Origin of the sequence: Amycolatopsis plumensis, from assembly GCF_042652605.1 — a bacterium.
GTDB classification, from domain to species: domain Bacteria; phylum Actinomycetota; class Actinomycetes; order Mycobacteriales; family Pseudonocardiaceae; genus Amycolatopsis; species Amycolatopsis plumensis.
In genome coordinates this window covers 8,907,664-8,924,959 of sequence record NZ_JBHSJY010000001.1, presented here as the reverse complement: position 1 = coordinate 8,924,959, position 17,296 = coordinate 8,907,664, and the positions used below count along the sequence as shown (strand labels likewise).

Sequence of the window (17,296 nt, the reverse complement as noted above, 5' to 3'; positions counted from 1 at the left end):
CCGCGACTACTGGCTCGTGCGAACCTGAGCACGGCCAGGAGAACAGCCGTTGTAGGTGCTGAGGTTCTCGGCGGTGCGCTGGTGGCCAGCTATGCGGCTAGGGGATTCGGGGCATACCAGGAGATCGATCTGCGAAGACCCAATGGCGGCACGTGATCACCGGAACCCCGTTTGCCGACGAGGCACTGACGTGCCAATATCGTCAACATGACGTTCAGCGACGCCAGGATGTCGACCTTTGTATTCTTGAAGGACCGGGTCGCCAGCGTGTTGACACCCGCTGGCTGCGGATTTGACATCTACATGCACGGGTCCTATGCGAAGGGTACTCAAGTTGACCCTCACGGCGACATCGACATAGTAGTTGAACTGTGTCATCCGATCGTGTCCGAGTGGCGGAGAGGCTTGAGTGGCCCAGAGTACTCCTGGTTCAGGGACGCCGTTGCGGAAGGCCTGAGCAATGACCTCGAGATGATTTCGCCGGGGCTGAGTTCGATGGTCATGTGGGGGAAAAATCGAAGCGTACTCAAAGTTGCACCGGTCCTTCCTGGCCACGTCAATGTCGATCTCCTTGTGTGTCAGCGGTACTTAGAAAGTTCCCCTGTTTCGATGAACACGGCTGGCCAGGGAGTCATTTTCTGGAATGGGTACGGCGTGCAGGTCAGTCATCCCAAAAAGTACATTGCGAAGTTCGGAGAAAAAGATCAGCGCACTGATGGTATGTTCAAGAAACTCGTCCGCCACCTAAAAGAGAACCACGTCGATATCAAGTACCGCGGGCCAGCAACTAGACGTTCGACTATCCCGGGTCAGAGTATTCCCATGGATTCGTCAATAGGTGTTTCCTCGGCGACCTTGGAGATGGTTGCATATGGAGTGCCTGATGTCTATTATTCATCGCGAAGTCTGAATAAAACGCGAAAGAAGGTTGGATCTTATCTTCGCGGTGTCGCGGAGACAGAACGTCGGCGTCAGTCATTCGTGCCCTGGGATCTCGTCAACGACACAACCTATCGGCAATGGATGGAGTTCATGCACGGAGGGTTCAGAATGATGCTCTCAAACGAGCGAATGTGGACATGACGGCAGACGTGCGAGCGGTTGGCTTACGTCGGACCGAAATGCGGGAAAGGCTCATAGGTGTTGCTGATCGCGTCAAAGGTGAACGGTGTCCACCTTCGGTGCTCTGGCGAGGCCAGTCTGGCGCCGAGTGTGAGTGCGATTGCAACTGGACCGCTCAGAAAGATCGCGTGGCGACCGGTTCGCGCGTCGGCGGTCAGAGGTGCTTCTCGTCAGGCGCGGCAGGTCTGCTCCACTGCTCCTGTAAAGGTGGCGGTGTTCTCGGCCAGTCTTGCTGACGGGCTCCAGAGCCGGAGGATGCGCCCAAAGCCGTGGAGGCGGCACGCCGCTATCACCTGGTCGAAGAACTGATCGCCGCGGCCCTGGAGATCCAGTGCAAGGGCGACCTTGTTCGGGTCGCCACGGTTGACGGCTTCCAAACGGTCTACGTTCAGGGGTTCGACTCTGGAGTCGATTGCGCGTAACAACGTGGCAGGAAAATATGCCGGTGCGCCATCCGCCTGCCGAATAGCGTGTACCACTACCTCACGGGCGTGGGTGTGCCCCAGTCGGGCGCCGAACCAGAATGCGACGTGTAGCGGCATGGTAGGAATGAGGTTGATTCGGGCCGCGTCAGGTGTGAGGCGTTCAGCCATCATGGTGGCCGACAACGTCTCGTCGGCGAGAGCGTCGATAAGTTGGTGACGTGAGGTGCTGTCGCCGGTCAATTCGATGCCAGTCTTCAGAGTTATCGTGCATGTGCGCTGGCTGAACGTCTCCGCTTGTTGTTCCAATTGCCGGCCACGTGCTTGCCCGCGCCGATCGTCCGACGCAGTGACTACGATGCCGACCCTCACTCGGCGATGTGCGCGATTCCTCAGCCAGAGGCCCAAGGCAACGAGGACGATCCCGCTCGCGAAAGCTAGCACGAACCACCATCGCCCAGCGGGCTCGCTAGCCAGGAACGACTTAGCGGCCTCGACCCCAAACCCGCCTGCGGCCATCCCGCCCACAGTGAGCGGTGCAGTGCCATCGTTGACAGGTACCCACTTCCCCGTGGAACCGCTGGAACCAGAACCAACGACCGTCAGCCGAGCTGAAGTCGACCGTCCTGAACCTGTCATTGCAACCGTCCGTTCGGAGCCTGTGCTGGGGCGTGGGCGACTCGCCAAGGTAAAACTACCCTATTAAGCTGGGCGCCAGGCGACGTTGGCGGCGCGCCGGAAGTCGAGTTCGAGTCGCTGCCGTCGAAGTCGAGCTACTGGAGGCCCCGATATGGCGCAGAAAGTCCTCGTGGAAATGGTCGACGACCTCGACAGCGAGGTGGCCAAATAGACGGTCCCCTTCGACATCGACGGCGTGAGCTACGAGATCGACCTCTCCGACGCCAACGCGGCCGCGCTACGCGACGAACTCGCCCGCTACGTCGTAGCGGGGCGACGCATCGGCGGCCGTAAGGTGCGGCTTGCCGCCGGGGAGTCTACCCGACTGAAGAAGCCTGGCACTGCGGCTGAGGATCGCGAACGTTCACGCCAGATCCGCGCGTGGGCGACCGCCAACGGCTACGCGGTCTCCTAGCGCGGCCGTCTGCCGGCTGAGATCATCGAAGCATTCGACGCGAACGACGGTCAGCCCATCGTCGTCGAGGAGGGTGTACCCGTAGCGCGGAAGCGTGCTCCTCGCAAGAAGGTCGAGGACGCGAAGAAGTAACGCTGGCAGCTGAAAGCATTGCAAGCAGTGCCTGGTGGAGATTACGGGTGAACGTCGATGTCCGGCGAGGACGTCACAAGACCGATTTGTGGTTGTCCTCGCCGGACGTCGTCGATGGGTGGATTCAGTAGCTGAGCCCGCGGTGGGTGCTTTCGCCGTAACCGTGGTCCTGGCCGTCGACCAGTTCCTCTTCCAGTTCGGTTCGTCGCGCGGACGCGACCGGCTCTTCCTTGGCGTCCTCTTCCTGTGCCTTGTCGGCGGCGAGTTCAGCGTAGAACCGTGCGGCGTAGGCGTCGGCGGAGTCGCGCAGCGATTCGCGGGTCAGCATCGCGTCTGAGGCGGCGTCTTCGTGGTCTGGTGTGGTCATCAGGTGCCTCCATTGCCGGGTGATATCCCGCCAGGCGTCGGCGCGAAGGTCGTTGCCGGCGGGTTGGCGGCCGAGTGGGGAGGCGGCATCGGCGGTGGTGATGCCGTAGGTCTCACGATACGCCGCAGCCAGCCCGACAACCTGATTCCACTGCCGCGCGAGCGCGGCATCCTCGGGACGTGCACCAAAATGCGCAAGCCACGCTGGTTGCTCCCGGACGGCCTGGTCCCGCAGCTGGTCGGTTCGTGCGGTGATCTCCGCGTTCATGGTTGCCAGTCGTTCCAGCGAACCGTGGTAGTTCGCCGCGTGCGCGAGATCGGGTTGGGCCTGCCAGGGCAGCGCGGAGTGGTGCCCGTTGCCGGCGTCGTGCTGGCGGACAAGTGCGCTCACCAGCGCGACCCCGGTTGTCCGGGGGGCGGTGTTCTCGGCACCGGTCGTGGTCGCCGCGATCTGGCGGACGGCGTCGCTGAGCGCGGTGTCGGGGTCGAGTCCTGCGGTGGCGCCGCCGCCGGCGTGGCGCCACACGATGCCCCAGCGCTCCTCGGTCACGACGGCGTCGGGCAGGTGCGCGGCGACGATCTGCTGCCAGCGGCCGATCTGCTCGTCGGTCGCCGGGGCGATCCGGGCGGGAGCATCGTGGGTCCTGACGTGGTCGTTGATGCGCTTGGCGAGCATCGCGGCCGGGTCGTGGGCCCAGCTGAATCCGCAGTCGTCGACGAGGTCGCGGACGAGACGTTCGGCCTGCCATCCGCGGTCCTGGGCGCGAGCTAGCGCCGCCAGAGCGGCCGGTTCGGCAGCGGCGTTGATGGCGTCGGGGACGTAGCGGGCGAGGACGTCGAGGTAGCGGTCCTCGTCACCGTCGCGGGCCAGCAGCTCGTAGCGACGGATAAGCACGTTCAACGGCTCGAGCGCGACTCTGTCCTCGGCGTGATCGAACTCGGCGAACACGTCGTCCAACTCGGTGGTGTGAGCCGTCGATCGTGGCTTCGTGGGCGCGGATGACGCGGACGCTGGCGTCTGCCCGAAGGTGTCCCAGCGCTCGCTCAGGGTGCGCCAGGCGTGCGCCCTCGCGCCGTGACTATCGGGCTCCTCACCTAGCGGCTCCTCGCCCTCGATACGGAAGGTCTCACGGTAGGCGGCGACCAGGCCGACGAGGTCGTCCCAGTCCTCGGCGGCAATCAAGTTATTCGGTCGCGGCTCGAGGCTGGCGGTCCACTCCGGCTGGTCCCGAATCGCCGCGGCGCGCAGCTGCTCGACGCGATCGGCGATCGCCTGGTTCATCTCGTGCAGGTACTGCGCGTGCCCGGGGTGATGGCGCACGTGGGCGAAGTCGGGACGGGCCAGCCACGGAACGGCGCGCTGATGAGCCTCACCACGCTCACCTCGGCGCTGCAGCTCGGCGGCCAAAGCCGCGTCGGCGTAGCGGTCATCCGGCATCGGATCCGGCACCACCGGACGCGCAGCGAGCTGATGGGCAACGACGGTCAGCGCCGCGTCGACGTCGAACCCGACCGCCACCCCGCCGGCGGCGCGGTGCCAGACCTTGTCCCACTCCGAGTCTTCGACAGCCGCGTGCGGGGCGATCGCGTCCACGATGCCCCGCCAGCGAGTGACATCCGCGGGTAGCGGAGGTGCCGTTGGGGAGGGTGGCTTACGGCGCTCAAGGTGTTTTCTGATCCGGGCTTGCAGCGCGGCGCCCGGGTTGTCGGCGTCGTCGAGCGCCTGGCGCCAGCGCATGACGGCGGCGACGAGCGGGTCGGGTTCCCAGCCGAGGTCGTGGGCGTTGCGCAGCGTCTGGATCAGCGTCGGTTCACTGTCGAGATCGACGGTGGAGGGGGCCCTGCGCGCGAGGATGGCGCGGTAGCGGTCGTCGTCGCGGTAGGTGGCGGTGTAGTTGTAGCGCAACACCAACGTGCCCATCGACACCGCCTCGTCCTGCGCCTCCCGCATCGTCTCGGTGGCCGAGACTTCGGCGCCGGAGTGGTTCAGCACACCGGTGAGCACCGACTCCGGGGACACCGGTTCTGGGGTTTCGAGGTGCTGGTCGATGACGTGGTGGTGGGTGACGACATAAAGGTAGTTGCCGAGCATGGCGCGAGTGATGCCGGGGTAGAACTGCTCCCTAGTCATCGTCGGCGGCACCAGCAGGTGAGCGTTGCCGGTGCTGGTCATGCCCTGAACCCGGTTGACCGTGGCGGCGTAGGCGAGCTCGACGTGGGCCTGGACGTACCCGGCCGGCAGCGTGATGGCGGCCTTGTGCACCTGGTGCCGGACGGTGATCTTGCCGGAGCGGTGCACGTCGGTGATGGTCCAGACGTCGCCGTTCTTGACGAAGTCCTTCCCACCGAACAGCGACAGGAGTCGCTGGTTGTGCCGGGTGACGACCCAGTCCCCGACCCCGGCGGTGGTGGCGTCGTGCAGCTCCACCTCCCGGCCACGATCGACCAGGCCGCGGTTGAGGCGCCGTTCCCGGGCGTCGACGTTCAGCGCGACGGTGTCTTCGTTGGTCGGCACGATCAAAAGCGATTGCACGCCGGCGTCGAGGTCGGCCTGCCAGTGCGAGCGCGCCGCGTTCCGCATCGTCTCCAGCGACCCGTTACTGACCCGGCCCGACTCGAAGTAGTACTCGAGTCCCCTCGGGTTCGCGGCCCGAATCTGCAACGACGCCGCGGCCTGCTTTTGCCGATCCTCGCCGCGGAACCGCACGATCTCCCGGAACCGCACCGCACCGATGTCGTGGGCGATCAACCGGATCGCCCCGCCGGCTTCGACCGCGGCCAGCTGCGCGTCGTCGCCGATCAGCCGCACGTCCGCGCCCTTGTTCAGCGCGTACTTGACCACCTTCTGCAGAGTGTGGGTGCCGGCCATCGCCGCCTCGTCTACGATCACCAGGTCGCCGGCCCCCATCGGGAATGCGCGATGGGCGAACCCGAATCGCAGCGCGGTGGTCAGCTGGTGCAGCGTGTGCGGCTTCGCCCCGATCGACGCGCCCAGCTCCTGCGCTGCGCGGGCGGACGGGCCGAAGGCGTAAACGCGGTGCCCGGTGCGCCGCCACGCGGTCGCCAGGACCTTCATCGCCGAAGTCTTCCCGGCCCCGGCCGGCGCGAGTGCGAGCTGCAGGCGCCGTCCGGAGCGGGCGAACTGGCGCACCATCTCCGTCTGCCCGGCATTGAGGCCCTGCCCGGCGAGGGCCTTCTCGACGGTGTCGACGCGCAGCCGGTGCCCGCCGCCGCGGCGAGCCCAGGCGACCAGGTCGCCCTCAGCAGCCAGTGTGGCGGTGGTGGTGTAGCGGGTCGAATTGTGCTCCACGAACACCGACTCGCCGTCCCGTCGACGCAACGAGGCCGGCTCGTTGACCGCGGTCGGGCCGACGAGGGCGAGGGTGTCAGGCTGGGCCAGGACAGTGTCGACGACATCGACGATCAGCTGTCCCCGCTTGTCCACGGGCAGTCGGAGGTGCGCGGACTGGCGGTGGGCTTCGGCGGCGAGGTTCCACCAGGAGAAGTGCGCGTAGTTGTCCGACACCACCTCCCGCGTGACCTCGGCGAGTTTGGCGATGTCGACCGCGTCCGGCTCGGCGCGTCCGCTGAGGAACACCTTCCGGCCCAGCCCGTCCAGGACCGTGGCGGGAACGATGCTGAGCGCGTGGTCGCGCCACGCCGCGAGGTGTTCGGGCAGGGTCTTCGGGGGTTGTTTGCCGGGGCGGTTGTCGTACTGGGCGGCATTGTCGATGGCGAAGATGTCCTTCGGCGTCGGCTCCTTCCCGTGCTTGGCCCTGAACTCCACGATGCGTTTCGCCCGGGCGGCTTCGAACTGACGATGCCGCTGGGAAAACAGCTTCACCAGCTCGACCGGAATCCCGTCGAGCTGCCACACCGGGCGTTTCATGTCGACGCCTTCGGCGCCCCGCTGCACCCACGAGGCGCCCTGCTCGCGGAAGAGGTCGCGCAGGCGGTTGTCGAAGTACTCCGACGCGGTGACGGTCGCGGCCAGCACGGTGCGGCCGTCGAGGGCGGTCCATTCGCCGTCGTCGCTGCGCTGCACCTTCGAGGAGATCAGGGCGTGGATGTGCAGGTGCGGGTCGGAGGCGCGGGAATCCCAGTGCTCGAACAGCGCCGCGGTGATCCCGTTGACGTCGACCTGCGCTTCGCCCATGTTCCCGCGGCGGGTGAACGCGACGTTGTCCTCCACCCAGGACAACGTGTCGCGAGCGGCTTGGCGGACCAGACCGGCGATCAGCTCCCGCTCCGTCGGCTGCACCATCGCCCACGCAATCGACACCGACTTGTCCGGCGCGAACACCATCTCGAAACCCGACACCGCCGACTTGAGATCGCGCTTCTGCTCCGCAAGCCACTCGTTCAGCTCCGTGTCACTGGCAGGTCCTTGCCCGTCGTGGGCCTTGCGGTATGCCTGTAGCTGCACGCCGCGACGCAGCTCAGCACGTTTCTGCGCGGATATCGGGGCGCCGATCGGACGCCCGTGCAGGCGGTTGTGGTCCTTGTACGCCTGCGACACCTGGAAGCGCAGGTGATCCAGCGCAGAGTACTGCGGGAACCGGCGCCCCAGCCGGGTGGCTTTCAACGCTTCTTCGGCGGTGGCGCCATCGGCGATCATCTCGGCTTCGATGGCGTCGGCGTCCGGGTGCCGGCCTTCGCCGAACAGGGCGTTCATCTGGGCAGGGGTGACTGCGCCGGAGAGTCCTAAGTGCTCTGCTCCGGCGCCGAACCATTGGCCTGCCGGGTAACCACGGGAGAGGTAGTAGTCACTCAACAGCTCGCCGGGTGCGAGCTCACGGCTGCGATCGGCGCACGCCACCGTGTTCGTGAGGTACTCATGACCACCAGGGCTCAGCTTCCGCAAGCCCATCATGTCCACACCAGACTACGCCGAAAAGGCGGCGGCGCCCACCCGGTTCAGAACGTCTGCAAGAGGTGCTGTGTGCGGGGTAGAGGGCAGGCAGGGTGAGGTGGCGGCGGTGGCGTGGTCGGCGGGGTGAGTGGGTGGCGGGGAAGGTGCGGGGTGGGGTGTGGTGGTGGGCGGGGTGCGGCGGATGGGTGGAGTTGGTGAGGCGGGCTGGTGGTGAACCGAAACTGCGGTCGAGCGCCGGCGCCTGCACTAAGGCGCCCCCAGCGCCGTCTGCCGGCGCCTGCGCGGTCCCCTGACTGTGCCGACACAGCAAAGCGGCCGCCGATCGTGAGATCGGCGGCCGCTGTGGGCGGGGCGGTCGTTAGGGCCGGGCGTTGTGCGTGAGGTGGTCCAGCTCGCGGCGGATGGCGGCGGCGGGCACGGTGTCGACCGTGTCGCCGTTCGGTGTGGTGAGCGTCTGGACCTCGCGGGCCAGCAGTTCGCGCAGGAATGCCGCGACGGAAACCGGTGCGTCGGTCGGGATACTCTCGGCGGCGGCTAGCTCGCGGTCGATGTCGGCGAGGATGTCATGGAAGGTGCGCACGGTGGCGGCTCCTCGTAGGCAAGGCGGGGGCACCCGGTCCGGGTGCCCCCGCTGGGTGCGGGGTGGTCAGGCGACGGCGGCGAGTTCGCGTGAGAGCCTGAGCGCGGACAGCGAGGGCATGTCTCGGTCGCGGCACGCCTCGCAACGGCGGTCGGTGCTTTCGGACCGCTGTTCGAAGACGGAACGTTCCAGGTGGCACGCGACACACAACGCGCCCGGCGCGACCGGGAGCAAGGCAAGCCGCTCGTAATGCTCGTCGGACACGGCGTACCCGGTCAGGTCGCTTGCGGCGTCGCTGCTGTCGTCCAGGTCGGAGTGACGCTGGCGCTCCTGCTCGTAGAGGTCCACCCCGCGCTCGTCCTTGCGCACGAAACCAGCCGTCGGGATCGCCTGCTGAATTTGGCGCCACTGCTGGTCGTACTGGGCTTCGATTCCGCCGACGACGTAGCGACTGGCCGCCTTCTTCTCGATCGGCTCGTGACCGGCCTTTGCCGGGCGCTTGCGGTTGACCTTCGGTGTCACCTCGGCGGCTGGCGCGGGCACCGGTGCGGGCTCGGTGACGTCGGCCGTGGTGGCATGCTCGGCCGGACCCTCGGTCGCGGTGTGCTCACCCAGCATGGGGCGCTGCGCTGACTCGGCTTCCCGGCGGCAGGCATCGGAGCAATACGGGAGTTCCGGCGTGTCGGCAAGGTTGCCGTCACAACTGCCGCACCGGTGCGGCTCGGCCGCACCGGCGGTGGCCGCCTGCTGCCGGGCGGCGGTGCGGCGGCGGGCGTGCTCGGCGCGGGCCTTGCTGGCGTACACGCACGTCATCAGAAGCGTGCGCAGGTCCTCGGCGAGACTCGGCCACAACCGGTGAGCGGTCTGGATGGCTTCCACAATGGCGGGGTGAGTCGCGCTGGGGTTCTTCAGCAGCGTCGCGCACGCGGTGAACACGTGCTGCTGGGTGCCGCCGGTGGCGGCGTTGAGCCACCGCAACCCGTTGAGCGCCTCGGCGATACGCGGCGGCTGCGACCGCAACAACACCGTGACGTCGTTGACCTCGGACACGGCGACGTTACGGCGGCTCTCGCTGCTGTAGACGCACCGGTTGAACAGCTCGCGCTCGGTCTCGCCGTAGCTGTCCCACTCGGCGTGAGCGGCGCGCACGGCGGCGAGGACGTCACCGCTGATCGCGGCGTCGGTGTTGAGCAGCGTTGCGCACGCGGCGAGGATCGCGGGCGGGTTCTCCCCGCTGTCGGTGAACATCTTGCGCAACTCGGTGAGCGCGGTCCGTTCGCGCGGCGGTTGCGCCTGCAACGCCTGCACGGCGCGTTCGATGCCCTCACGGTGAATGGCTGAAATCATGATAATGCGTCCCTTACGTGTCGGATGAGTGCGGCTCTCGGGTTTGCGGTCCCGATTACCTTGCATCTCGATTCTATCGTGCTCGCTTGTGTTGTTCCAGTCGAAATGGCGTTAATGCCCTCCTGTTTTGACGAATTTCTGGACGCGTATTGATGCGGGGTACTGATTTACTGGGGCGGGCGGGCTACGGCTTCCGTCGTGTACGCTGACCTGCCGCAAGGTGGGCTGTGCGTGCCGGTCAGTGCGGTGAAGGTGGCCATCTGCTGAGTGGGTGGTGGGTGGCCCCGAAGCAACCAGGGCAGGCCCCTGGCCTGCCCTTAACGCCTGACCTAGGGAGTAGGGGCCCCGAATGCAAGGGTGGGGCCTCGAAATATTTTTGGCCACGCTTTTCGGTCAAAAATATTTTGGGGTGCCCTTGTATTTGGGGGGACGACCGATACAATTTCGGGGCCACCCACCACCCGCGGACGCAACATGAAGACGGAGAGGCGCCACGGCCGGCGTGCTGTAGAGGTGAGCGCTTGGCCAGCCGATGCGGTAGAGCCCCGCCCTCGGCGACCTCGTGTGCTGACCTGCCGATATGCTGCTTGCAGCGCTCCGTGGGCCTACGTGTCCCTGAGGCGGAGCGTCAGCGGGCCGCCGCGAGTTTTGCGGCTCGCCACTTCGGTGGCGTGGCCCTTCGGGGCTGCTGCGGCGGTACCGCGCCACTTCCCCTGCCGGTCGTCGGCCGTCGTCGTGTGCGGGTAGGCGTCGCCGGGGATCAGCTCGCCGGCGTGAGCGCGGCGCCGCCGATCCGCCGGGGACCGCCATGGCCGCGGGTAGGCTGGCAGTGTTACCGCTGCCCTCCCCGCGCGGGAGGTGCGTCATGGTTGAACGTCAAATAACAGGGCCGGTGCGGAAGCGCCGGTCGTCGGCGACGCTGCAGCGACTGGAGGCGGCGCGCAGTCGCCGTGCGGAGCAGCTGGAACGCGAGCGTGAGAACGAGCGCCGGGTGGATGCGGCGCTGGGGCCGTTCGCGGAGGCGGTGACGGCGATCGAGGCGGTGGAGCGCCGGCGCGAGGACCGCGTCGCGGCGCTGCAGGCTCAGCTGGAGCGGAGGCTGGCGGAGCTGGACCGGCAACGCGCAGCGAAGATCGAAGAGTTCGAGCGGCTGGCCGAGCAGGTCCGGACCGACGCCGAGATGGAGATCGGCGAGTGGCGCGCGGTGATGGCGAGGTCAGTGGCGCAGATCCGCGCGGCGGACGTCGGCGCGTCCGAGACGGCGGCGCTGCTGGGGATCTCGCCGAAAACGGTGACGGTGCTGTCGCGTCTCGCGGTGGAGGCAAGAGGCCACACCAGCGACGGTCCCGCCTCAGTCTCGGGCGCAGACGCGGATTCGACAGCAGGACTCGCCGAGCGGCTCGCGGAGAGTTCGCAGCACGAGCCGACCCATGTGCCATACCCCGATGGTGAGGGAGACGTTCCGGCGGACTAGCTCAGAAGATCGCCATGCAGAAGGGGGCGGTGGCACCGATAGGTGCCACCGCCCCCTTCTGGCTGCCGGAGGGTCAGCGGGTCGCCGACTGCCGGTCGGCCTGCTGCTGGGCGAGGCGCCGGGCGCGCTGAGCGAGGACGAGGCGTTTGCGCCGCTGGTAGTAGGCGATCATGGAGGCGATGCCGCAGCAGAAGGCGATCCCGACGGCCCAGTGGCCGGCGGTGCCGCCGTCCTCGGCGCCCGGGAAGTGCCCGACGAAGACGTAGCCGGGCAGGGTGACGGCGCCGAGGATGGCGCCGAGCCGGTAGCGCTTGGCGCGGTCGAGCTTGGGCTTGACGCGGTGGCGGCTGAGGTAGGCGACGACGCAACCGATGAGCGCACCGAACAGGAGCGCGCCGGGGAGGGCGAGCAGCCCAGCGGGGTCGGTGAAGGGCGTGACGAGGAGTCCGATGTAGCCGAAAGGCTGGATGCCGAGGTAGGCACCGGTGCCTCCGGCGAGGACGAGCCCGGGGATGGTGACGCCGTATCGAATGCTCATGTTCCGAGCGTAGGGCGATTCTGCTACCCCAAAGGGTGATTTCCGGGCCAGGGCACGCAGTCGCTCGCGCGCGACGCGAGTCCGGGCCGTAGATGGGGTTGCCGTGGACGAACGGTGGGTGTGGGTGGTGGGCATCGGGGCCTCCGGGATGTGTCGGGGTGACATGAGAAAGGCCGGGGCCCGCCGTGAGGCGGGCCCCGGCCTTCGGGGGTGGTGTCCGGCCGGAGGGGAAGGTCCGGCCGGACACCGGGTTTCATCAGAAGGGCGGCTCGTCGCTGAACCCACCGGGGGTCGCGCCCACCAGTCCCGGCTCGGCGGCCGCGGCCCACGGGTCGCCGGCCGGCGACGCGCCGGTGTGCGTGCTGGTGGCCAGGTCCGGGTTCACCGTCGAGGCCGCGTTCTTCGCGTTCTTGGTGACCGTGGCGGTGGCGTAGCGCAGCGACGGCCCGATCTCGTCGAGGTCCAGCTCGACAACGGTGCGCTTCTCGCCCTCCTTGGTCTGGAAGGAGCGCTGCTTGAGGCGGCCCTGAACGATGACGCGGGCGCCGCGGGTCAGGCACTCGGCGACGTTCTCGGCCGCCTGCTTCCAGATGGTGCACCGCAGGAACAACGTCTCGCCGTCCTCCCACTCGCTGGTGGCGCGGTTGAAGGTCCGCGGGGTGGAGGCGACGGTGAAGTTCGCGACGGCCGCACCGGCCGGGGTGAACCGCAGCTCCGGGTCGGAGGTGAGGTTGCCGATGAGGGTGATGATCGTGTCGCCGGCCATGGTGGCCTCCCTGGTGCTCGTTGGGGTGTGGAACGCGGCGCAGCCTGAGCACGCGGCGGCCGGGGGTCGCCTTCAGGCGACGTCCCCGGCGCGGCTCATCCGCCCGCGCGTGAACCAGCCGGCACCCGACCGGAATCGGAGTTCGCGTGGTGCGGGGGCTGGTTCACCCGGGCGGATCGGGCCGGGCTTCGGGGACGCATGGCCCCCGGCCGCGGTGTGCTTACCTTCGGGCGATCCACGGCCCAGCGAGCCGGGCGAGGACACCGCTGGTGAGACAGCCCGCCCGCCATCCGCCTTCCGCTCCCCGGTGACCGTCGAGGGTGAGCGACCGGCTCGTCACGGTGTCGGCTCCACCATCACGAGCGGTGCCGGGGCTCAGGCTCGGCACCGCTCGGAGCGGGATTCGAGCGTCAGGACTTGTCGGTGGGCTGGGCGCCGAGCAGCTTGTCGCGGGTGTCGCGACTCATCTCCTGGGCCAGCGTGCGGATCTGGGTCGGCGGTACGCACCGGTCGAGCATTTCAAGCAGCAGCCGGGGCAGCGGCTGCTGAAGGTCGGCGGTCTCGAGTGCGATGCGGGCGGTGACGCCGTCGCCGCGCTGGTAGGCGTGCATCGCGATGACCGTGGCGAGCCGGCTGGCGCCCGGGTCGCAGGCGTGGCGCCACAGATGCATGACCAGGTTCTCGACACCGAGATGCAGACCGCCGTCGACGGCGATGAGAGCGTCGAAGAACGGGATCGTGACGAAGGTCGCGACGAGGTCGACGATCGCGGTCTCGTCGGTCGGCAGCGTGCCCTCGCTGGCCGCGCGGATGGCCGCGTCGGCGCGCGCGAGGCGCGCAAGCGCCGCGGCCGGCTTATCCGCGTCGAGGCCGGCGTCGACGATGGCGGCGGCGATCGGGTGGTGCAGGCGTTCGCGCAGAGGTGCGGGGGCGGGGCTGAAGCGGGCGACCAGGTCCTGGCGGCGGTCGGCCACGATGCGGCCTTCGGCCGCGGCGGCGGCCGCGAACACCGTGCTGGCGGGGTCGGGCAGGACGCCGGTGCGTCCCGGGGTCTGGTAGGAGCGCCAGCGGGCACCTGCGGCGATGTCGGGCACGTGGACGACGTCGATGTCGGTGAAGCCGTGGTCGTTCAGCAGCGTGGTGATCGTGTCGGCGGTGTCGCGCCGCGGCAGGTCGGTGTCGTCGGCGGGGTTGGTGGAGGGGCGGATCATCGCCGCGAGAACGTTCTGGACGGGCAGGTCACCGACCTGACGGGCGAACGCGTCGACGGCCGGTGCGGGGTCGGCGACGACGTAGCCGAGGTCGGCGCGGTTCATCGGGCCGACCTTGGTGAAGCGGTCAGTGTGGTGCAGGGTGGATAGCAGCACCAGCGAGTGGCGCGGGACGAACCCGAAGATTGCGGGCAGTCCGGCGAGTACGTCGCTGGTGCCGTCGATGGTGAGTGCCATTGCAGGACGTCCTTTCAGATGAAGAACACGGGCGCGGGCGGCTGGGGACCGGGAATAGGCCGCCCGTCAGCGGCCGAGCTCGGTGCGCAACGTGGTTGTGGCGGTGTGTGCGATCCAGGGCGGCGACGGGCGGCGGACGTCGTGGCTGGCGGCGGGGATGAACCCGTTGACCGCGATGCTCCAGAACTCCGGCCAGGGTTCGGTGTCGCTGCGTTCGCTGCGGTAGATCACGCGCACGTCCTGCCCGTCGGCGCGCCGGGCGTGCGCGGTGATCCGGATCGCGATCCGCGTGCGGTCGCGGCGCTGCACGGGCTCGTCGTAGAGCAACGAGACCGGTACGCCGGGCAGGGCGCGGCACAGCTCGACCAGGACACCGCGCGCGACGTTCCAGGCGCCGTAGCCGTCGAGGCTGCCGCGGTGGGGGATGTTGCAGGCGACCGACTCGGGCAGCACGTAGGAGCGGCTCCAGTCGTAGGGGGTGAACCACATTCGCTCGTGGGACATGGTCAGGCCACCGCCGCGTTCGCTTCGGCGAGTGCGCGGTTCAGGCATTTGCCGGTGAAGCTGCGCCGCTGGTCCTGCAGCTGTGCGGGCCAGGTGCCGGCATCGGGTTCGAGGATGTTCCAGGCGGCGGTGAGCGCGGCCTCGGTGCAGAGCCCGGCGGCGTCGAGGAACGGGTAGACGGCTTCGACGACGCGGCAGGCTTCCACGACACCGGAGGGGAAGCAGGTGTTCCAGACTGCGGTGATGAACGCGGTCTTGTGCCGCCGGGTGCGAGCGAGGTCGTCGAGCCAGGTTCGGGGTTCCGGAGGGAGCCGGCGGCCGCCGAGTTCGGTTTCGATCAGCCGGCACGCCCGGCTGTAGGCGGACTCGGTGTCGTCGGCGGGTGCGGTGTGGACGGTCGTTGTGGTCATGGGTACCTCCGTGTCGGGTGCGGGTGAGCCGCCCGTTCCCAAGCACACCCGCGGTCCTCGGGCGCCTGCCCGCCCGCGTGACGTGGCGCGGGAGTCGGCGCCCGAGGGCTCGGGTGTGCTGTGCTGGCGGCGGTCGTCCGCACCGGCCGGAGTGCCTGATCGCGGCTGCGGTCAGTCGGCAGGCGGCCGTGAGGTGAGGTCCCCCTCTTCTTCCACCACCTGCAGGGTCCGGCGCACGAAGTCGAGCAGTTCTCCCCGGGTGCCCTCGACGGTGATCACCGTGTCGTTGCGATCATCGGTCAGGACGAGGGCGAAGTCGCCGTCGGCGAGCAGCTGGAGACCGGCCTCCTCGCCTGGGCGTGCCAGCGTGATGTCGCATCCTGCGGGGATTCCGGCGTAGTCGCTACTCATCGTGGGTCTCCTCGGACTCGGTGGCGTCGGCTGGTGCTGTGGGTGAACCCGCGAGCGTCCGGTGCAGGGCGCGGATGTCCCGTAGCTTCTGCGGATCAGGGGCGGGGTAGGTGTTTTCGGTCAGGTAACGGATCACGGTGTCGACGTGGATTGGATCGTCGGTTGCCAGGACGGCCAGTGCCGCGTGCGCGGTGTCGTCGAGGTGTTCGATGGTGGCGTCGTGTTCGTGCCACAGCCAGGTCGGGAAGACGTACCGGCCGTCAGCGTCGGGCTGGAGGCGCTCGATGGCGGGACCGCTTGTCGGATCGGTGTCATCGTGGAGTGCGTCGTGGTCGGTGACGATCAGGTCGTCGCCGTCCCAGCGGAAGCGCAGATGGTCGGAGGTGGCTTCGACGGTGATGGCGATCCACTCGGTGACGACACGACGAAACCGCGGTGTCACGGTGTATAGGCGGCGGCCGTCTTCGTCGTGGGCCGCGAACTTCGGCTCGCCCAGTTGTGCCGGGAAGTAGGGCTGGTCGTCACTGCACACCAGTCCTTCGTCGACGCAGAGAACGTCGGCGGGGAAGCCGTGGGGCGGGATGTTGTCGGGCATCTGGTCACCTGCCTGTGTCTGAAGTGGACGTCGCGGTATCGGTTTCGCCGGCGTCAGGTGCAGTCCAGGCCGCATCGGCGGCACAGCAGCGCGACACCGTCGGACGCCGTGCGGTCGGCACTGTGGGGCTGTGGGGTGCCGGTGGCGTCGAACCAGAGCCCGGTGGAAGTCTGGTCGTCGCAGTCCTCCGGGCGCCCGATCGGCCAGGGCCGGTTCGGCACCTCGATGACGGTGCGGCCCGGGTGAACGTACTCGCGGGCCGTCTCGTCGCGTCCGTGCCAGCGAACCGGTTCGTCGCGGCGGCGCAGTACCCCGAGCCCGCCGTCAGCTGTAGCGTCCGCGAGCCGGCGAGAGGAAGCGGGTCCGGCGGCGCGGTCGAGAACGTCGGGCGGAGAAGGTGCGGACATCGGGTTTTCCTTTCAGCGGGTGCAGAACGCGTGGTGGATGACGCGGACGAGCGCGAACCGGGAACGGCGCCACCGGCAAGAAACCGCGGCGGGGTAGCGCAGTTCCGGCGGTGCGGGAGCTGCACCGGGCGATCCCGCCGGCGGCGTTGTGCTGTCGTAGCGGGGATTCCACGGTGTGCGGTGGGTGGTGCGCTGCGCGTTGTCCCAGCGGATCGTGATCGACCAGTCCGGTTCGGTCAGGTCGCCGTCGCGGAACCGGAAGGTGACGGTCTCGACGAGGTACCGGCGATGCCAGTACCCGTCCCAGTAGATGCCGCCGACTTGGCGCGGGCCGATCGCGTCGAAGACCTCGCGCATTCGCTTGCGGTGACGCCACAGGCGGGTCTGCGCGGCGTTGAACGCGCGTAGCTCGTGCGGCGGCGGTGCCCAGAGACAGTCGCAGGGCTGCGGGTACCACGGTTCGGGCTCGTCGCCATCCGACGGCTCGATGGGGTCGTCGCGATCGCTGACCAGGAATTCACCGTCGCCGCCGCACACGAGACAGCCGATGAGCGCCCACAGCCCGCGCAGGCGGGTCGGGCAGTACCCCTCGGGAACGTGGATCGTCGGCTCTGCCATGCGTCCTCCGTGAACAGTCGGTCACCGGCGGACGGGGCCGCCGGTGGTGAACGGGGCCTGTCGAGCACGGCGCGGCCCGGGCTGACCGCGACCGGACGGTGAACCGGCACTCTGGCAAGGTCCGGGCCGCGCCGTGCTTTTCTGGTGACCGGGCGCGCCGCGCGGTGTCCCGGCCACGAGTCGACCACCT

15 protein-coding genes and 1 pseudogene are annotated in these 17,296 nt (G+C 68.4%); 3 read left to right on the top strand and 13 right to left on the bottom strand.

What is annotated here, in order from left to right; genetic code table 11:
• Positions 1 to 207: 207 nt before the first annotated feature.
• The gene (locus tag ACFPLC_RS42970) at positions 208 to 1,083 is read left to right on the top strand and encodes a nucleotidyltransferase family protein (protein ID WP_378194899.1); all 876 of its coding nucleotides are present in this window, start codon (positions 208 to 210) and stop codon (positions 1,081 to 1,083) included.
• A 209-nt stretch (positions 1,084 to 1,292) separates the two neighbouring features.
• On the opposite strand, the gene ACFPLC_RS42965 is transcribed toward ACFPLC_RS42970, so the two are convergent.
• The gene (locus tag ACFPLC_RS42965) at positions 1,293 to 2,063 is read right to left on the bottom strand and encodes an SAVED domain-containing protein (protein ID WP_378194896.1); all 771 of its coding nucleotides are present in this window, start codon (positions 2,061 to 2,063) and stop codon (positions 1,293 to 1,295) included.
• Between the two features lie 271 nt (positions 2,064 to 2,334).
• Here ACFPLC_RS42965 and ACFPLC_RS42960 point away from each other — a divergent pair.
• Positions 2,335 to 2,769: pseudogene (locus ACFPLC_RS42960) on the top strand (histone-like nucleoid-structuring protein Lsr2).
• 124 nt (positions 2,770 to 2,893) lie between these two features.
• Here ACFPLC_RS42960 and mobF read toward each other — a convergent pair.
• The 3 genes from mobF to ACFPLC_RS42945 form a co-directional block, all read right to left on the bottom strand.
• On the bottom strand, positions 2,894 to 8,008 hold the full coding sequence (gene mobF, locus ACFPLC_RS42955) for a MobF family relaxase (RefSeq protein ID WP_378194893.1): 5,115 nt from the start codon (positions 8,006 to 8,008) through the stop codon (positions 2,894 to 2,896).
• 358 nt (positions 8,009 to 8,366) lie between these two features.
• On the bottom strand, positions 8,367 to 8,588 hold the full coding sequence (locus ACFPLC_RS42950) for a hypothetical protein (protein ID WP_378194890.1): 222 nt from the start codon (positions 8,586 to 8,588) through the stop codon (positions 8,367 to 8,369).
• 66 nt (positions 8,589 to 8,654) lie between these two features.
• Positions 8,655 to 9,935 (bottom strand): hypothetical protein, encoded by a 1,281-nt coding sequence (locus ACFPLC_RS42945; protein WP_378236178.1) that lies wholly within the window; start codon positions 9,933 to 9,935, stop codon positions 8,655 to 8,657.
• Between the two features lie 865 nt (positions 9,936 to 10,800).
• Between ACFPLC_RS42945 and ACFPLC_RS42940 the strand changes: the two genes are divergently transcribed.
• The gene (locus ACFPLC_RS42940) at positions 10,801 to 11,409 is read left to right on the top strand and encodes a hypothetical protein (RefSeq protein ID WP_378194885.1); all 609 of its coding nucleotides are present in this window, start codon (positions 10,801 to 10,803) and stop codon (positions 11,407 to 11,409) included.
• 73 nt (positions 11,410 to 11,482) lie between these two features.
• Here ACFPLC_RS42940 and ACFPLC_RS42935 read toward each other — a convergent pair whose 3' ends face one another.
• The 9 genes from ACFPLC_RS42935 to ACFPLC_RS42895 form a co-directional block, all read right to left on the bottom strand.
• Positions 11,483 to 11,947, bottom strand: a complete 465-nt coding sequence (locus ACFPLC_RS42935) for a hypothetical protein (protein ID WP_378194883.1) — start codon at positions 11,945 to 11,947, stop codon at positions 11,483 to 11,485.
• A 256-nt stretch (positions 11,948 to 12,203) separates the two neighbouring features.
• A complete protein-coding gene (locus ACFPLC_RS42930; protein WP_378194880.1) occupies positions 12,204 to 12,713 on the bottom strand; it encodes a single-stranded DNA-binding protein in 510 nt (169 codons plus the stop codon).
• Positions 12,714 to 13,123: 410 nt separating this feature from the next.
• Positions 13,124 to 14,161: a DUF4192 domain-containing protein gene (locus ACFPLC_RS42925; RefSeq protein ID WP_378194877.1), complete on the bottom strand. Its 1,038-nt coding sequence runs from the start codon at positions 14,159 to 14,161 to the stop codon at positions 13,124 to 13,126.
• A 66-nt stretch (positions 14,162 to 14,227) separates the two neighbouring features.
• Positions 14,228 to 14,665, bottom strand: coding sequence for a hypothetical protein (locus ACFPLC_RS42920; RefSeq protein WP_378194874.1), 438 nt, complete (start codon positions 14,663 to 14,665; stop codon positions 14,228 to 14,230).
• 2 nt (positions 14,666 to 14,667) lie between these two features.
• Positions 14,668 to 15,075, bottom strand: a complete 408-nt coding sequence (locus ACFPLC_RS42915; protein WP_378194871.1) for a hypothetical protein — start codon at positions 15,073 to 15,075, stop codon at positions 14,668 to 14,670.
• 171 nt (positions 15,076 to 15,246) lie between these two features.
• A complete protein-coding gene (locus ACFPLC_RS42910) occupies positions 15,247 to 15,486 on the bottom strand; it encodes a hypothetical protein (protein ID WP_378194868.1) in 240 nt (79 codons plus the stop codon).
• Positions 15,479 to 16,081: a hypothetical protein gene (locus tag ACFPLC_RS42905; RefSeq protein WP_378194866.1), complete on the bottom strand. Its 603-nt coding sequence runs from the start codon at positions 16,079 to 16,081 to the stop codon at positions 15,479 to 15,481. Before ACFPLC_RS42905 ends, ACFPLC_RS42910 begins: the two co-directional genes overlap by 8 nt.
• A 53-nt stretch (positions 16,082 to 16,134) precedes the next feature.
• Positions 16,135 to 16,488, bottom strand: a complete 354-nt coding sequence (locus tag ACFPLC_RS42900) for a hypothetical protein (protein ID WP_378194863.1) — start codon at positions 16,486 to 16,488, stop codon at positions 16,135 to 16,137.
• A gap of 12 nt (positions 16,489 to 16,500) precedes the next feature.
• Positions 16,501 to 17,106: a hypothetical protein gene (locus tag ACFPLC_RS42895; RefSeq protein WP_378194860.1), complete on the bottom strand. Its 606-nt coding sequence runs from the start codon at positions 17,104 to 17,106 to the stop codon at positions 16,501 to 16,503.
• Positions 17,107 to 17,296: the final 190 nt, after the last annotated feature.

Excerpts from the sequence above, each read along its gene's own strand:
- ACFPLC_RS42970 (WP_378194899.1), top strand. The coding sequence starts at position 208 with ATGACGTTCAGCGACGCCAGGATGTCGACCTTTGTATTCTTGAAGGAC.
- ACFPLC_RS42965 (WP_378194896.1), bottom strand. The coding sequence starts at position 2,063 with ATGGCCGCAGGCGGGTTTGGGGTCGAGGCCGCTAAGTCGTTCCTGGCT.
- mobF (WP_378194893.1), bottom strand. The coding sequence starts at position 8,008 with ATGATGGGCTTGCGGAAGCTGAGCCCTGGTGGTCATGAGTACCTCACG.
- ACFPLC_RS42945 (WP_378236178.1), bottom strand. The coding sequence starts at position 9,935 with ATGATTTCAGCCATTCACCGTGAGGGCATCGAACGCGCCGTGCAGGCG.
- ACFPLC_RS42940 (WP_378194885.1), top strand. The coding sequence starts at position 10,801 with ATGGTTGAACGTCAAATAACAGGGCCGGTGCGGAAGCGCCGGTCGTCG.
- ACFPLC_RS42935 (WP_378194883.1), bottom strand. The coding sequence starts at position 11,947 with ATGAGCATTCGATACGGCGTCACCATCCCCGGGCTCGTCCTCGCCGGA.
- ACFPLC_RS42930 (WP_378194880.1), bottom strand. The coding sequence starts at position 12,713 with ATGGCCGGCGACACGATCATCACCCTCATCGGCAACCTCACCTCCGAC.
- ACFPLC_RS42925 (WP_378194877.1), bottom strand. The coding sequence starts at position 14,161 with ATGGCACTCACCATCGACGGCACCAGCGACGTACTCGCCGGACTGCCC.
- ACFPLC_RS42920 (WP_378194874.1), bottom strand. The coding sequence starts at position 14,665 with ATGTCCCACGAGCGAATGTGGTTCACCCCCTACGACTGGAGCCGCTCC.
- ACFPLC_RS42915 (WP_378194871.1), bottom strand. The coding sequence starts at position 15,075 with ATGACCACAACGACCGTCCACACCGCACCCGCCGACGACACCGAGTCC.
- ACFPLC_RS42910 (WP_378194868.1), bottom strand. The coding sequence starts at position 15,486 with ATGAGTAGCGACTACGCCGGAATCCCCGCAGGATGCGACATCACGCTG.
- ACFPLC_RS42905 (WP_378194866.1), bottom strand. The coding sequence starts at position 16,081 with ATGCCCGACAACATCCCGCCCCACGGCTTCCCCGCCGACGTTCTCTGC.
- ACFPLC_RS42900 (WP_378194863.1), bottom strand. The coding sequence starts at position 16,488 with ATGTCCGCACCTTCTCCGCCCGACGTTCTCGACCGCGCCGCCGGACCC.
- ACFPLC_RS42895 (WP_378194860.1), bottom strand. The coding sequence starts at position 17,106 with ATGGCAGAGCCGACGATCCACGTTCCCGAGGGGTACTGCCCGACCCGC.